The sequence below is a fragment of the Ottowia caeni genome (assembly GCF_050821495.1).
Taxonomy (GTDB): domain Bacteria; phylum Pseudomonadota; class Gammaproteobacteria; order Burkholderiales; family Burkholderiaceae_C; genus Ottowia; species Ottowia caeni.
Genome location: NZ_CP151080.1, coordinates 3,015,855 through 3,031,139 on the forward strand (window position 1 = coordinate 3,015,855; position 15,285 = coordinate 3,031,139).

17 protein-coding genes are annotated in these 15,285 nt (G+C 57.0%); 1 reads left to right on the forward strand and 16 read right to left on the reverse strand.

All coding sequences use genetic code 11. The features are described 5' to 3' along the window. Nucleotides 1-27: 27 nt before the first annotated feature. The 16 genes from thrS to AAAK34_RS14385 all read right to left on the reverse strand — a co-directional run bounded on the left by thrS (nucleotide 28) and on the right by AAAK34_RS14385 (nucleotide 13,212). Nucleotides 28-1,935: a threonine--tRNA ligase gene (thrS, locus tag AAAK34_RS14310; RefSeq protein ID WP_231695810.1), complete on the reverse strand. Its 1,908-nt coding sequence runs from the start codon at nucleotides 1,933-1,935 to the stop codon at nucleotides 28-30. Between the two features lie 416 nt (nucleotides 1,936-2,351). Further along, on the reverse strand, nucleotides 2,352-2,909 hold the full coding sequence (locus tag AAAK34_RS14315) for a DUF2889 domain-containing protein (RefSeq protein WP_231695809.1): 558 nt from the start codon (nucleotides 2,907-2,909) through the stop codon (nucleotides 2,352-2,354). Nucleotides 2,910-2,913: 4 nt separating this feature from the next. Next, a complete protein-coding gene (locus AAAK34_RS14320) occupies nucleotides 2,914-3,384 on the reverse strand; it encodes a MaoC/PaaZ C-terminal domain-containing protein (RefSeq protein WP_231695808.1) in 471 nt (156 codons plus the stop codon). 20 nt (nucleotides 3,385-3,404) lie between these two features. Then, entirely contained in the window at nucleotides 3,405-4,058 is a 654-nt protein-coding gene (locus AAAK34_RS14325) for a thiolase C-terminal domain-containing protein (RefSeq protein WP_231695807.1), read from the reverse strand. A 59-nt stretch (nucleotides 4,059-4,117) separates the two neighbouring features. Beyond that, on the reverse strand, nucleotides 4,118-4,384 hold the full coding sequence (locus tag AAAK34_RS14330) for a hypothetical protein (protein ID WP_431777414.1): 267 nt from the start codon (nucleotides 4,382-4,384) through the stop codon (nucleotides 4,118-4,120). A gap of 207 nt (nucleotides 4,385-4,591) precedes the next feature. After that, on the reverse strand, nucleotides 4,592-4,714 hold the full coding sequence (locus AAAK34_RS14335; protein WP_431777415.1) for a hypothetical protein: 123 nt from the start codon (nucleotides 4,712-4,714) through the stop codon (nucleotides 4,592-4,594). Further along, on the reverse strand, nucleotides 4,711-4,797 hold the full coding sequence (locus AAAK34_RS14340; protein ID WP_431778025.1) for a hypothetical protein: 87 nt from the start codon (nucleotides 4,795-4,797) through the stop codon (nucleotides 4,711-4,713). The genes AAAK34_RS14335 and AAAK34_RS14340 overlap by 4 nt, the downstream gene beginning before the upstream one ends. A 439-nt stretch (nucleotides 4,798-5,236) precedes the next feature. Further along, nucleotides 5,237-5,884, reverse strand: a complete 648-nt coding sequence (locus tag AAAK34_RS14345; protein WP_431777416.1) for a 3-hydroxyacyl-CoA dehydrogenase family protein — start codon at nucleotides 5,882-5,884, stop codon at nucleotides 5,237-5,239. A gap of 4 nt (nucleotides 5,885-5,888) precedes the next feature. Continuing rightward, the gene (locus tag AAAK34_RS14350) at nucleotides 5,889-6,227 is read right to left on the reverse strand and encodes a 3-hydroxyacyl-CoA dehydrogenase family protein (protein WP_431777417.1); all 339 of its coding nucleotides are present in this window, start codon (nucleotides 6,225-6,227) and stop codon (nucleotides 5,889-5,891) included. Beyond that, entirely contained in the window at nucleotides 6,224-6,763 is a 540-nt protein-coding gene (locus AAAK34_RS14355) for a 3-hydroxyacyl-CoA dehydrogenase family protein (protein WP_431777418.1), read from the reverse strand. The genes AAAK34_RS14350 and AAAK34_RS14355 overlap by 4 nt, the downstream gene beginning before the upstream one ends. 19 nt (nucleotides 6,764-6,782) lie before the next feature. Further along, entirely contained in the window at nucleotides 6,783-7,949 is a 1,167-nt protein-coding gene (locus AAAK34_RS14360) for an acyl-CoA dehydrogenase family protein (protein WP_231695804.1), read from the reverse strand. A gap of 8 nt (nucleotides 7,950-7,957) precedes the next feature. Continuing rightward, entirely contained in the window at nucleotides 7,958-8,707 is a 750-nt protein-coding gene (locus AAAK34_RS14365) for an SDR family oxidoreductase (protein ID WP_231695803.1), read from the reverse strand. Continuing rightward, entirely contained in the window at nucleotides 8,700-9,464 is a 765-nt protein-coding gene (locus AAAK34_RS14370; RefSeq protein WP_231695802.1) for an enoyl-CoA hydratase-related protein, read from the reverse strand. Before AAAK34_RS14370 ends, AAAK34_RS14365 begins: the two co-directional genes overlap by 8 nt. Then, nucleotides 9,461-11,149 (reverse strand): class I adenylate-forming enzyme family protein, encoded by a 1,689-nt coding sequence (locus AAAK34_RS14375; protein ID WP_231695801.1) that lies wholly within the window; start codon nucleotides 11,147-11,149, stop codon nucleotides 9,461-9,463. The genes AAAK34_RS14370 and AAAK34_RS14375 overlap by 4 nt, the downstream gene beginning before the upstream one ends. A 29-nt stretch (nucleotides 11,150-11,178) precedes the next feature. Beyond that, nucleotides 11,179-11,958: an enoyl-CoA hydratase-related protein gene (locus AAAK34_RS14380; RefSeq protein WP_231695800.1), complete on the reverse strand. Its 780-nt coding sequence runs from the start codon at nucleotides 11,956-11,958 to the stop codon at nucleotides 11,179-11,181. Nucleotides 11,959-11,970: 12 nt separating this feature from the next. Continuing rightward, nucleotides 11,971-13,212, reverse strand: a complete 1,242-nt coding sequence (locus AAAK34_RS14385) for a CoA transferase (RefSeq protein WP_231695799.1) — start codon at nucleotides 13,210-13,212, stop codon at nucleotides 11,971-11,973. A gap of 184 nt (nucleotides 13,213-13,396) precedes the next feature. Between AAAK34_RS14385 and AAAK34_RS14390 the strand changes: the two genes are divergently transcribed. Further along, nucleotides 13,397-15,124, forward strand: coding sequence for a sigma 54-interacting transcriptional regulator (locus AAAK34_RS14390; protein WP_231695798.1), 1,728 nt, complete (start codon nucleotides 13,397-13,399; stop codon nucleotides 15,122-15,124). Nucleotides 15,125-15,285: the final 161 nt, after the last annotated feature.

Below are 15,285 nucleotides of genomic sequence, written 5' to 3' on the forward strand. Positions count from 1 at the left end.
CAGCCAGAGCTTGCTTCAAACAGAAAATCAGGCTTTGGAAGCAATGTCCTCGGAGACGCGCCTGGAAAACGCATCGAGTGACATCACACCGAGATCGACATTGCCTCGGGCGCGCACCGCAACGGCGCCAGCTTCCCGCTCCTTATCGCCTACGACAAGGATGTAAGGCAGCTTTTGCAACGAATGCTCGCGTATTTTATACGTTATCTTCTCGTTGCGCAGATCGGTGAGCACCCTAACCCCTTGATCGCGCAGCGTTTTCGCCACGGTTTCGACGTAATCCGCCTGGGAATCCGTGATATTGAGCACAGCCACCTGCACCGGCGCCAGCCACACGGGCAGGGCTCCGGCGTAGTGTTCTATGAGCATGCCTATAAAACGCTCCAGACTGCCGACGATGGCCCGGTGCAGCATAACCGGACGATGACGCGCACCGTCTTCACCCACGTATTCTGCATCGAGCCGCTCTGGCATGTTGGGGTCAACCTGCATGGTGCCGCACTGCCATTCACGGCCCAGGGCATCTTTCAGGGTGTATTCGATCTTGGGGCCATAGAAGGCGCCCTCTCCGGGGCTGATCTCGAACTCGCACCCCGACGCACGCAACCCCTCCATGAGGGCATTCTCGGCCTGATCCCAGCTTTCGTCGGAACCTATGCGCTCTGCGGGCCGTGTGGCCAGTTTGTAGATGATCTCGGTGAAACCAAAATCCTTGTAAACCTTCTGAAGCAGTGCCGTATAAGCCGTGCATTCCGCCTGGATTTGTTCAGGAGTGCAGAAAATATGGCCGTCGTCTTGCGTGAAACCCCGCACGCGCATGATGCCGTGCAAACCGCCACTAGGCTCGTTGCGGTGGCAGTTGCCGAACTCACCAAAGCGCAGCGGAAGATCGCGGTAACTTTTCAAGCCCTGCTTGAAAATCAGAATGTGGCCTGGGCAGTTCATCGGCTTGAGCGCGTAGTCGCGCTTTTCCGACTCGGTGATGAACATGTTGTCGCGGTACTTGTCCCAGTGCCCTGTTTTCTCCCACAGGGTTTTATCAAGGATCTGCGGGCCTTTGACCTCTTGGTAGCCGTTATCGATGTACACACGGCGCATGTATTGCTCTACCTGCTGCCAGAGCGTCCACCCCTTGGGGTGCCAGAATACCGTGCCCGGCGAATGCTCGTCTATGTGGAATAGATCGAGTTCCTTCCCAAGCTTGCGATGGTCGCGCTTCTCAGCCTCCTCCAGCATGCGCAGGTAGTTTTGCAGATCGTCCTTGGTCGCCCAGGCGGTTCCGTAAATGCGCTGGAGCATCTCATTGCGGTGATCGCCGCGCCAGTAGGCACCCGCCACCTTCATTAGCTTGAAGTGCTTGAGCTTTCCCGTGGAGGGCACGTGCGGGCCACGGCAAAGATCCTCGAAGGCTCCTTCGCGGTACAGCGACACATCCTCGTTGGAGGGAATGCTGGCGATGATCTCGGCTTTGTAGTGCTCACCCAGGCCTTTGAAGTAAGCCACGGCTTCGTCGCGAGGCAGCACTCTGCGCACAACCGGCTCGTCCTTGGAGGCAAGCGCGGACATTTTCTTCTCGATGGCGGTCAGATCTTCGGGCGTGAACGGGCGCTTGTACGAAAAATCGTAATAGAACCCGTTGTCGATCACTGGACCAATGGTGACCTGGGCTTCCGGAAAGAGCTCCTTTACCGCGTAGGCCAACAAGTGCGCCGTGGAATGGCGAATCAGCTCCAGGCCTTCCGCGTCCTTGGCAGTGACAATGGTCAGCGGCGCGTCCTGCTCAATGGTGTAGCTGGTATCGACCAGCTTGCCGTCGACCTTAGCCCCCAGAGCCGCCTTGGCCAAACCGGAGCTTATAGATTGCGCGACCTCAGCGACTGTCACTGGGCCAGGAAACTCGCGCTGGGAGCCGTCAGCAAGCGTGATGTGAACCATATTTCTTATCTTTCAATGCGAATTCGGATGCGGATGCGGAAATCAACCCGTTGGCCTTGCGAAGGAACAACAAAAAAGCGCGGAACCGGCCGCGCTTTCATCTCTGTGTCTGTCAATGAGCGCCTCGCATGAGGCGCGACGGCCGGCGCTCAGGCGTGGAAAAACCCCTCGAAGGTGGTGCAAGTTCGCGGTGTCATAACCAGCAATGCCTTTCTCGCTCTTGTAACCTGGTGATACGCTTAGGGCCGCACGGTATCGGCTCCGGAAGAGCACAATCCAGACACCCCCACTTGGAATGTCATCATTTTAACTGAGTCGTGAAAAACCGACACGAGACGGGCAGGAAACGGCATAGTCCTCGCATGGCCGGACAGAAAAGTCTGAATGCCGGCCCCTGTTCCACAGACAGACTACTACTACTTCGATGTGGGCACATATTGTTGTGGCCAAAATCGGAGGACTACCTCCCGAGATCTTCCATACGCATAGCAAGTGTCGAGTTGCATAGGAACGCCGTCGCCGGCAGCTCTCCGCTCTTGCTTCGGCTGTAGCCCCCGCACACCTTGCAGGGCAGTAGTGGCCATAGGAATGAGCATCTCCATCAGATGCGTGCAACTGGCCGAACCACGCAACTTTTCCTTTACTTTGGCTGACCAGCCTCGCGCAATTCTCTCCCCCACCAGCACCTGAAGTGTGGCTTCCGCCTCCTTGCAGAGTCCAAACGGTGTGACGTCTGAAGATGCCTCTATGGCATGAACCAAGTAGTCCCGGTCGAACGTCAGTCGCACGGAAATATCATGCAGCGCCTCGCCGATCGGTATGGGCTTCTCAACAGCAAGCCGCTCGAACTCAAACGGCTTGGTATCCACCAAGCGCCCCTCAACATCGTAAAGCCCGTCTTCTCGGGCATACGCTCTCATGTCGATGACACGATGATGCGCTTCCTTACGTGGAGCGGGCGGGGAAAGAGGCATGGCTTCAGGCTTTCTGGCGGCGTTTGTACATCAGAGTTGCCTTCATCTCCTGAACGACAGTACCGTTCTGATTCACACACTGTCGCAAGAAAGAAATAACCCCACGATCGAGCTTGCTCGTCTCTTTTTTCTCAACCACTTTCTGGACGACACGGATGGTGTCGCCATGCTTGACCTGCGACAGCATGCGCCACTGGTCGATGCCGAGAAGTCCGATAAGGGTACCATCGTTCACGCCACTGGCATACTGCAGCCCCCCCATGATTCCATAGATCAACGGGCCATGCGCGATGGGCTCTCCGAACGGCGTGATCTTGCAATACTCGAAGTTTGTATCAACTTCGTTGAAATCACCCGTGAGGCAAGCGAAGCTGACGATATCTGTGGACGTGATGGTGCGAGCAGGTGTGATGATCTCCAGGCCGATTTCAAAATCGTCGAAGTACAGACCGCGCGGCTTTGCATCGAAGCTCATTTTTTTGATTCTTTCCCAGGTTAACCCTTGGCATTTGCCAGAATGAGAGTGCAGTGCGAAGACAGAATGCCCCCTTCGTTGTGCACCAACGCCACTTCTGCACCTTGAACCTGTCGGTCGCCCAGGCCACCGCGCAGTTGACGTACTGCTTCCACGATGCCGAACAAGCCGCCCGCAGCGCCCGCATGGGCGTGCGACAACATTCCCCCGTGCGTGTTGACAGGCAACTTTCCACCGATCCGGGCATGTCCTTCCGCAAAAAATGCCCCTCCCTCCCCCGGCTTCACAAAGCCAAGTTCTTCCAGCTCGATAATCGGCACAATGCTGAAACAGTCGTACAGTTCAGCAACGTCTATGTCCTCTGGCCCGAGGCCGGCCATTTGATACCCCGTGTTGCCAGATTCGGTCGCACCAAACTCGGTCAGGCTAGGCGCGCGCATCAAATCCTCGTGTGTGTGAAGTTCACCTATTCCCTGCAGATATGCAGGCTTGGACTTCAGGTCCCGGGCACGTTCGGCCGACGTAACGATAAAAGCCCCGCCAGCGTCTAAGACCAGGCAGCCATAAAGCATGACCAGCGGATCCTCGGGCTTAGCATCCAGCACTTCCTGGAGGCTGGGCGGCTTTTTCATGTGCGCATTGGGGTGCAGCAGCGCATGGGCGCGGGTATTCACGGCCACGTGCGCCATCTACTCCCGTGTTGTCCCATAAACGTGCGCATGCCGTTTGGCAATCATGGAGCAATAGCCTGGGATCGAGCCCCCATAGGGCTGCTCGAAATACGGGCGCCCAAGTGCCAGAAGCGCCGCCAGAGCCGCATCCCGTGACTGACCTGTGGCGCGATTCTCGCCTGCGCACACCAGAATGTTTCCGCCAGACCAGAAACGATGGCTTCAGCGGCGTGCTTCAGCATCGCGGCCGGGCTGGCGCCACCCGAGACAACCGAGGCATTAAAACGCGGCTTGACACCTAGATACTCACACAGTACCGAACCCAGCATGAAGTAAGGCTAAGTGAAAGAGTATGCCGTAAGCACACCGTCGATATCTGAATTTCTCAGACCGGAGTCGTCGAGCGCCCGCTTGGCAGCTTGGGCGTTGAGACCCAGACCCGTCATGCGGGAACTTTACCGATGTCAGATTCGCCGACACCGACGATGGCCACTTCGTTCTTAAGGGAGGCGGGTGCTTTCATTTGCATCTTTCCTTCAGACACCCGAACGCGTCAACTGAGGCACTTTGGCACTCTCGCCGCGATCTTCAAACGTGACTTGAACACGATCACCAATCTGCACAGCAAGCGCATCCGCCCCGACAATTTTGGCCATCATGCGAGGCCCCCATCAAGGTCGATCAGCGCAACTGCGTATGGAACCAGCGGTGCGAATGCACGCTCCGATGCCCTGCGAATGATGGTATAGCTCTGAACGCTGCCCGTTCCATTGGCGTCAACCGACTCAAGTTAGTCTAACCAACAGAAGGGACAAAAATGTCGCGGCATGAAGTGCATCTATCCACACGCCTCGCATTGGCGAATGACGAGCCGGCGTTCATTTGCAGCATCCCCGTATGGCTTGGAATGCGAATTGGGAATGGGCTGAGGAAGCTGAGGTGATCGAGATGTGATTCTCTTGGTTAATGGACTGAAGAATGATTCGTACCGCGCTTCAGTTCGCGATTCCGCTCATCCAGAGGTCCTGTTTTTTCCGGTTTGAGTTGAGCGGGCGATACGGACAGCTGGCCCAAAGAGAGAGCAGAATACCCCTCTGGCACTTTAGGCAACCGAGAAGAAAACGTAGCTTGTTCGCGCATGGCACGCACCGAAAGTAGGCACTCTCTCAACAACGCCATGATCAACTCCCGATCCTAGCCTTGGCAACCTGAGCCCTACGCGCCGGCGCATAGGGTTCCTGCCCTAACGCCTGGTGCAGCGCAGACGTGACATCGTAATGCTCTGCAAGTCCCGTGCGCTCCAATAAGGAAATAGGCCCCTCGGGGTAACCCAGCCCCAGGCACAGAGTCTTGTCCATGTCTTCAGCGCTCGCCAGTTTTTCATCCAGGCGGCGCAATGCAGCATTCAGGTACGGTCGAATCAGCCGATCAACGATGCGGCCGGGGAAATCCCCACACACAGCCACCTTCAGGCCCGCTGCTTCGAATGCAGCCTTCGCGGAAGCTATGGCGCTCTCCTCGGTTTGGGGTTGGCGAACAAGTTCGACCAACGGACTGGGATCCGACTTTCCAAGTCGAAAGCGAGCAAAGCCCACGACGTTAGAACCTTCATGGCCTTTGTTCTCGCCCGTGTGCACGCCCAGGCATTCAGTTCCCAGCTCAATGGCGACGAAGGGACTGGCGGCCAGATCTCCAGCTGCGGCATAGGCAGCACCAGCATCCTTGCCGATAAAAACTCGAGATGCAGCCTGTGCATCACCCTGATCAAGGAACGCGTGCGGGGCGGGGAAGGAACGGCTGTCGCCAGATTGAACAATACGGTAAGTCATGGCTTCAGGCTCCATACATTTTGCTGTCGGCGTACTGGTGAAATCCGCGGCCGCTCTTCTTTCCGAGCCATCCTGCGGCAATCATGCGTTTAACCAAAGGCGGGCAAGCGGCGCGCGCTTCATTGGTCACTCCGTGCATGGCCTCGCACAGCAGCTTTTGTGTATCCATGCCAACCAAATCGAGCAACTCCATCGGCCCCATGGCGTAGCCCATGCCAGTTTTGATGGCCACGTCGATGTCAGCGGGTTCTGCCACTCCCTGCTCGACCAATCGGATGGCGTCGTTGTTGAACGGAATCAGGAAGTAGTTCAGTACAAATCCCGGGGTGTCCTGCGTCTTCACGGGCTTTTGACCCAGAGCCTCGCAAACCGCCCAGGCACGCGTAAAGTCTCCTCGCTGGTAGAAAGCCCAGGTGACATTTCCACCAGCTTCATCAGCTGCGCAGGCAGGCAAAAGTGCATACCGACGAAGCGGTCCGGGCGGCCGGAACCTCCCGCGATTTCGGTAATGCTGATGGTGGACGTGTTGCTTGCGAAGATAGCCTCAGGTCCGCAGATCTTGTCCAACTTGCCAAATAGATCATGCTTGACGGGAAGGCTCTCGAACACGGCCTCAATCACCAGATCGCAATCGGCAAAATCCTCCAGCTTCGTTGTGCCCGACCAAGCTTCCATAATCTGAGGAAGCTTCTCAGCTGCCAACTTGCCCCGTTCCACGCTCTTGCGAAGAAATCCTTCGGCCTGGGCCCGTGCGCGATCGAGTGCATCTTGATTCAGATCGAACACTCGTGTCTTGAAACCGGACCGAGCGCAGACAATTGCAATCCCCGCCCCCATGGTGCCGGCACCGGCGATGCCGATAGTCTTGATTTCACTCATTATTTCTCCTTGGATGCCTTTAACGCTGCAGGAAGCTGCGGCCGATCAGCTGGCGATGGACTTGATTGGTGCCCTCCCAGATCTGTGTAATCTTGGCGTCGCGCATTAATCGCTCTACCCGAAAATCCTTGCAGTACCCGTAACCGCCCAACAATTGCACGGCGTCTGTACTCACGCGCATGGCCAAGTCACTTGCGCGCATCTTCAGAAGCGACGCCTCAATACCGAAATCCGTCTCTCCGGCATCGACCCAACCACCCACTTGCCACAACCAGCTCTCCACCAGAGTCATCTCGGAGGCCAGATCGGCCAGCATGAACTGGATCCCCTGGAACTCAAGAATTTTCCGGCCGGACTGCTTGCGTTCGTTGATGTAGGCTGTGGCATCTTCAAATGCCCCGCGTGCAATACCCAGTGCATGCGCAGCCACACTGGGGCGCGACTTGTTCAGAGAGGCAAAAAGGATCTTCAGGCCGTCGCCAGGATTGCCAATCAGGTTGGCGCGTGGCACACGGCAGTTGTCAAATGCCAGCGTGGCAGTACTGGACGCACGAGTGCCCATCTTGTCTTCCAGGCGAACAACCGACAAGCCGGGCGTGCCCTTTTCGAGAATCAGGACCGAGATACTTTCCTTGGCACCCGCAATTCCCTCCCATTTTCCGAACAGAAGATAGAGATCGGCAACGTCGCCATTGGTGATGAAGGTCTTCCCACCATTAATGACAATCTCATCTCCTTCCTCGCGAAAGGTCGTTCGCATGCCGGTCGCATCGGAACCAGCGCCAGGCTCTGTGATCGCCAATGCCCCCAGCCCACCTTCCGCAATGCGGGGTAGCAAGCGCTTTTTCAGCTCCTCTGTACCCCAATCAATCAATGGCTTCATGCCATGGTAATTGGTCGCCCAGATAATGCCGGTCGCAGCACATGCCTTGCTGACTTCGCGCACACATGCCAGATACGCAAGGTAGGACATCTGTGCGCCGCCATAGGCTTCGGGAATGAACATCGCGTTCAGTCCCAGCTCATTGATAGCCTTGACGTTTTCCCACGGAAACTCGGCCGTACGGTCATAGTGCTCGGCTCGAGGAGCGATTTGATCACGCGCCAAAGCCTGAACACTTTCGAGCAACATCCGCTCTTCTTCCGCGAGGATGATGCGGGAATCCAGTCTTTCCAGAATATTCATGGTGTCCTTCAATGCGCGATACTTTGGCCACCATCGACGTAGATGGTTTCGCCAGTGAGAAACCCGCCTGCGGGTGTAAAAAGGGAAGCCACGAGGGCCGCCACATCGGCAGCAGTGCCTGGCTCCCGCCCAGGAATGCGCTTGTCAAGGTACGCACGTAGCGGGCCCGCCGGATCCATCGCGTCGGCGTTGAGGTCGGTGACGATGTAACCAGGAGCCACATCCATCACACGAATGCCCTTGCTCGCCCACTCAACAGCGAGAACCCGGGTAATGGCCCCCACCGCCGCCTTGCTGGCGCAGTAAGCCAGGTTGCGCTTGACACCCAACTTGTCGAAGAAAGAGCCGATATTGACGATCATGCCTCCGCCTGCAGCCACCATATGCGGATACGCAGCCTGGCAAGTGCTGACCACAGAAGTGGTATTGGTATCCATCACCTGGTTCCAATGCTCCAACGACACCTCCGCAGAGGGTCCATCCAGATGCACTCCGGCGTTGTTCACCAGACCCTTGACCTGCCAACCTTCATCGGCCAGTGTTCTAAAAGCCGAAGCCAGCGCCGAAGGATCAGTGACATCCGCTTTTGCTGCAATCCAGCGCGCCCGAATTTCCGGGGAAATGCCCTCCACAGCTGGGAGAGCACCGGACCTCGATAGACAAGCCACATGCTTGCCCTGCCTCGCTAGTTCCAGCGCAATGGCCGCCCCAATACCGCGGCTGGCGCCAGTGACAACAATGCATTCACGTTCACTCATCTCGAAACTCCGCTTTTCGCTTTTCCACGAAGGCCTGCATGCCCTCCTCTGCGTCATTCGTGCGGTAGGCCAGCGTGGAGAGATCCGCCTCTACGCGCAGCCCCTCGCCGAGTGGCACGTCCATCGCGCGCTGCACGGCTTCACGGGCGAACTGAAGTGCCCGCAGACCATGCCCGCTAAACTCCCGCGCATAGGCTTTTGCTGCAGCCAGTCCTGGCCCTTGAACGACACGGTTAACAAGGCCCATGGCCAGTGCTTCTTCCGCATTGACCGTTCGTCCGGACATCACCATTTCCAGTGCACGGCCTTGACCTACCAGGCGCGGAAGGCGCTGTGTCCCACCATAGCCTGGAATAAGGCCCAGCTTCACCTCCGGCAAACCAAACTTGGCATTGGGCAGCGCCAGGCGCAATGTACATGCGAGCGCCAACTCGCAACCTCCGCCAAACGCGAAACCGTTCACCAAGGCTATTGACGCAATAGGAAGTCGATCCAACTGTGCAAAAACAGCTTGACCCAATTCCGCGCCTTCGCGCTGCGCCGCCAATCCGCGTTGCTGCAATTCCTTGATGTCCGCACCCGCGCAAAAGGCTTTCTCGCCTTCGCCGGTAATAATCAGTGCTCGCGCCTTGGACTGACCGGCCTCCTGAATGCACTGTCCGATCTGCTTGATCAGATCGAAACTCAGAGCATTAAGGGCATTGGGGCGCCGAATTGTGAGTACGGCGAATTCTTCGTCTGTGGAAAGCTCAATCATTTTTCATTGGCCGGTGCGCGATAGCGAACCGCTTGAAGTTGCAAACGTCCGCTGGAGACCCACTGCACAAGTTCGCGCTTAAGGATCTTTCCGCTGGCGGTCAAAGGAAATTCATTGACGACGACGTAGTACTCGGGCATATCAAACTTGGAGAGCCCCTCCTCCGCCAAATGAAACAGCATCTCCTCTGCGGGTCCCGGTGTCTCGCTTTCATGGCAGATGACTGCAAGACAAACCTTTTCCCCGAGCCGCTCATCGGGCACACCGAAAGCTGCGGCCTTCTTCACAGCAGCATGGCGGTGCGCCAATTCTTCAATATGCGCCGGGTGAATGTTGTGGCCTCCGCGGATGATCAAATCCTTCTTGCGCCCTACGATCTGAAGATTGCCATCCTCGTCGAAGCGCCCGAGATCACCACTCAGGAACCAGCCACTGGAGTTGAACGATTTCTCTGTAGCGGACTGGTTGTTGAAATAACCCAGCATCAGTAGGCCTCCGCGGCCACCAATCTCGCCAACCTCCCCCTTCGCGACTTCGACATCGGGGTTTTCCTGATCCCACAGACGGACTTCGTAGCCTGAGCAGGCCTTGCCGCAGGTGCTTGTGATGACCTCGACGGAATCATTGGGCTTTGTATACTGGTGGGAACCGTTTTCCGTCATCCCGTAGACGTTTTGTGGCTTGGCACCCAGGGAGAGCAAACGTCGCGCCACTTCGGTCGGGATAGGGGCACCCGCCATATAGAAAACCTTCACTGCACCCAGTTGCTGCAATCCACGCTTGTCCACCTCGTGCAACAAATCCATAGCGTGCGTGGGAACGCCCATGACATACGTAGCACCTGTTTGCTCCAGCCAGTCCAGTGCGCCGATGCCGGCCGAGGGGTCGTGTATGACGAGTTCACAACCAGTGACCAACGTCTGACCCAATGCCACGGTACCGATGTGGTGACTCATGGGGCTCAATGTCAGAAGAATGGTCTTGTGGCTCTGTCCCCAATCGGCAGCCAACGCCCGTCCATTTGCCAGCAACGAGTTGTCACTGTGCATGACCCCTTTCGGGGTGCCGGTGGTCCCGCTGGTGAACGCCAGGTACACAATCTGGTCTGGATGAGTACTCGCAGGAGACCCTGACACACGGGATCGCGGAGTCGCCTCAGGCATTGCACAGGTGGCCGCCGGAAGCGTACCCGTAGCAGATGCGAGGGGAAGCATTGCATAGACACGCTTCATGTGCCCCAACGCCAAAGCACGTGCAGAAATATCTGCTGTCGCAGCATCCGCACCGTATCCGGTCTGCATGAAAAGTGCGCGGCACTCGATCCGGCTGAGCAGCGCTTCCACTTCTGCAACTGTGTAGTTCTGGTGCAGGGAGGGATTGCAGACGTACCCGTTGCGCGAGCAAGCCAGAAAAATGACAACGTTCTCAAGCCGATTCGGCAACCAGATCGACACTCGGTCACCACTTCGAAGGCCGGCATCGTGGAGGTCAGCCGCAACCGCGTCGACCCAAGCCACCAGCGCACTCCACGTAACACGCCGCGCACTGTCGCGTAAAGCGTAAGAACTGCCCCTCTCAGCCGCATGCCGTTGAGCAAGCGAGTACAGCGTATCAGTCTGCCAGATTCCCGAGAGATAGTTCTCCCGGGCACGCGACGGGTCGTGCAGGGTCAACAGGTATGACATAGCGGAGTTACCTCCCTCTTGCTAGTGGCTCAGTGGCCGAATTTCTCGGAATTGGGTTTGCGCTTCTCGGCCATCGATGCCGCCAACTCGTGGTGCTCATCGGTATCCAGGTAGCCACGCAGGAGAAGATCGTGCGCCATACGAGACAATCCCGACACACCGCCGTGGCGCGCATTGAACGATGCCTTGATCGAAGCCAGGGCGAAGGATCCGCGATCGGCGATCTCCAGTGCGATCTTGCGAGTGAATTCCCACAGCTGATCATCCGGAACCACATGGTTCACCAAGCCCCAGTCAAGTGCCTCGCGCGCGGTGAGCTTAGGATTGCGGTACCACAGTTCCTTTGCACGCTTCTTGCCAATCAGATCTTCCAGATACCAGGTTCCGTAACCGCCGTCAAAGCTGCCCATCATCGGACCCACTTGACGGAAAACGGCACTTTCCTTGGCGACAGTAATGTCGCAAACCACTTGCAGCACGTTGCCGCCGCCCACAGCGAAGCCGTTGACCATGGCGATCACTGGCTTTTGCAGCTTATCGATGGCCTCGTACATCTCCAGCGTCGGCAGGACCCCCGCGTACATCAGCGTGTCCTCCATGCCTTCCTTTCGGCCACCGATGCAGAAAAACTTGTCACCACTGCCAGTGAGAATGGTCACACGGGTGCGGGTCTCGCGACGAATTTCGTTGATGCAGTCACGGATCTCGTGGCACATCTTCGGCGTAAACATATTTCCATCTTCCGGACGGTTCAGCGTAATGATGCCGATCGGGCCTTCTTCACGGTATGTGATTTCCTCGAATTGCATGTGCGTTTCCTCTTAAATAATCTGTTGAGTACGGAGTTCGGCAATCTCGGCATCCTCGCATCGGATCCAGTTGCGCAAAATTTCTTCGGTGTTTGCACCCAGCTTCGGTGATGTGCCAGATCCTTCAGTCTGGCCGTCAAACCGGATGCCCAACCCGACCTGCGGCACATCACCATCGGGTCCTGCCACGCGATAAATGAACCCGGATTCGTGCAGTGCAGGATCTCGAGCCACTTCGTCGATCCTCTGGATGGGGCCTGCTGGCACACGCGCCTGAGCCAACAATTCCAGCCAATAGGCACGGGGCTTGGACCGGAGCAGCCCTGCGATCACCTTGACGATCTCATCTCTGAACACACGACGATCCATGTTAGAGGCGTATTTAGGATCAGCCCCAACTTCCGACTGACCAACAGCCACCCAGAAGCGCTTCCAGATCGCGTCATTTCCCAGACCCAAGGTCATGGGATCGTCAGCCGTCTCAAAAACCTGATAAATCGCAATGACGCTATCACGCCCGCCTGCGCGCCGAGCCATCTCCCCAGAACCAAGGTAAGGCGTCAGTTTGGGCGTCATGAAACGCGACATGCTTTCCACCATGGAAATGTCGATGTCACAGCCCTTGCCTTCACGCTCCCGACGCAGCAGGGCCGCAAGAATCGCCATTGCGGCATCGCCCCCGGCAAGAAGGTCTGCCGCAGGCGTGCCCACCTTCTGGGGACCGTTCTCTGGCTCCCCGGTAAGATCCATCACGCTCGAGTAACCTTCAGCAATCAGGTCGTAACAAGGAAGATCAGCACGGCTGCCCTGTAAACCGAATCCAGAGATCGATGCATGGATGAGACGTGGATTGATCTTGCGTAACGAGGCGGCGTCCAGCCCAAGCTTGCGCTGGGCACGCGCCACCAGATTCAGCAAGATGACGTCGCATTCGGCTATGAGCTTCCTAAGTACTTCTTGCCCCTGAGTTGCGGCAATGTCGAGAGCGACGCTTTTCTTTCCGCGGTTGACGCTCATGAACCAAAGCGACTCGCCATGAAGGAAAGGAGGACCCCAGGCGCGCGCATCGTCGCCACCTTTGGGTTTTTCCACCTTTACGACGGTGGCACCCATGTCAGCCAGCAATTGGCCAGCATAGGGTCCAGCTACCGAGGTCGTCAGATCGAGGACCTTGATGCCGGTTAGCAGATCGAGGGCGGGTGCCGAACGGATAGGGAGCCCGTGCAGAGGAAGTTGGGTTTCAGGCGTGGACATTGCATTGCTTTTTGCAAGCGCTGTGCCAATTACCCCAAATTGACCCCGCAGGGGGTAAAAACCATGTTTATCGGCGTCATTCTGAGCGATTTGGCAATATCAGTGCGGCCTCAGCCGGAATTTCGCTTAGCGAGTGTCTTTCTCAAAGACAAGAGCAACATTCAACAGAAGTATCATGCCCTCAATGGAGACACAAAACGTTAGTCGATCAAACGATACGACCCTGAAGGATCTGCGCGGCGTCCTCGTGCTCGGGCCAGATGGCGGGCAACTGGTCGCCAATGGCATTGCTTTGCAGCCGGAACTAGCCAGCCGCATGATTCTCGCCTGGCACGAAGCGAGGCGCAAGGACCGGCGCCTGTTCCCAGTGGAAGGTCTCGACGGTACGCCAGTTGTAGTGGTGGTGCTTCCCGCCTCCGATGCCACTTTGTTGGTTGCCATGGAGCGCGAAGGCAGGAATCCACTGTTTGAGTTTGTTGGAGCGGTAGATTTCGCCGGAGATATTCTTGCGCACTTTCTGACTAGCCCCTTCGAGGCACTGGCGGTGGTCGATCGTAACGCGATCATCCGATACATGAGCCCGGTACACGAGCGCTTTTTTGGCTTGAAAGCCGGCGCCGGGATCGGCCGTCACACTACCGAGGTAATCGAAAACTCCCAACTGCACAACGTGGTCGAGACGGGCAAGTCCGAGATAGGACTTTTACATGAAATGCGCGGCGTTACCCGGGTTGTCACGCGGCACCCTATTCGTAATACCAATGGAGAACTGGTTGGAGCCATCGGACAGGTCATGTTCAAAGGACCTGAGCAATTGCAGGCTCTGTCCAATGAGGTGCTCAAACTAAAGTCCGAGGTAGCCTACTACCGCCGCGAACTCAGTGATTTGCGCAATCGCAGCTATGGCCTTGAGCAGATGGTAGGCGACAGCACCGCCATGCTTCGGCTGAAGCAACAAATCATCAAGGTTGCGCCTCTGGATGTACCGGTCTTGCTAACAGGCGAAAGCGGAACCGGCAAGGAACTCGCTGCTCATGCCATTCACAAGTTAAGCCCCCGGCGAGACGAGACCATGGTCATGGTGAATGCGGCCGCGCTGCCATCCACTCTGGTCGAAAGTGAGCTCTTCGGCTACGAAGCAGGTTCTTTTACCGGTGCCGAGCGCAAGGGGCGCAAGGGCAAAATCGAACAAGCTGACGGTGGCAGCCTCTTCTTCGATGAAGTGGGAGACATGCCCGCGGACGTACAGGTTAAGCTATTGCGAGTACTGCAAGACGGGTCGTTCCAGCGAGTAGGCGGATCAGACCTGCGTCATTCCAATTTCCGCCTGATCAGTGCAAGCAACCGCAATTTTCAGGCAATGATCGCCGACGGGTCATTCCGCCTCGACCTCTTCTACCGAATCGGCGGTGTCACCATTCGATTGCCGGCGCTGCGCGAGCGGCCGGAAGACATCCCGCTGCTCGTCAACCTGGCTCTGCAGCAATTTGCAGACCGGCATCGCCAACGCGCAAAACGAGTCTCGGAAGAAGCTATCGTATTCCTGCAAAGTCAGCTTTGGCCAGGGAACGTCCGCCAGTTGATGCACACACTGGAGCGTGCGGCAATTTTTAGTGAAGGCGACGTAATACAGCCTAGCGACTTCGGAATCCTTGGAGCCGATCCGACACCCGATTTACCGGACACCGCCTTCAGCCAGAGCGAGGTGAGTGCGTCAGCATTGGAAAGCACTCCGCGCGGCGGAATGCAGGTGCGCAGCGCTGTCGAGCAGGTAGAAGAGCAGCTTATTCGCCAAGCCCTGGCAAAATTCAGTGGCAACAAAAAACGCGTGGCTACAGAGTTAGGTATTTCACGTTCTTACCTGTATAAGCGCCTAGCCCAGATGGGCCTCGGCGTCGAGCCTGACAATTGAACAAAACCCCAGGATACCGTCGCTCCAGGTCAAATGTGCTGCAATTGCAAGGGATTGCGATACGCCCAGTATCGCTTCGCTCGTCCCCTTGCATCCATTTTTGACCCGGACTGCACCAAATCGCCTGGATATCTCGGGTGCTCGCTCTGGGCGTCATCTCA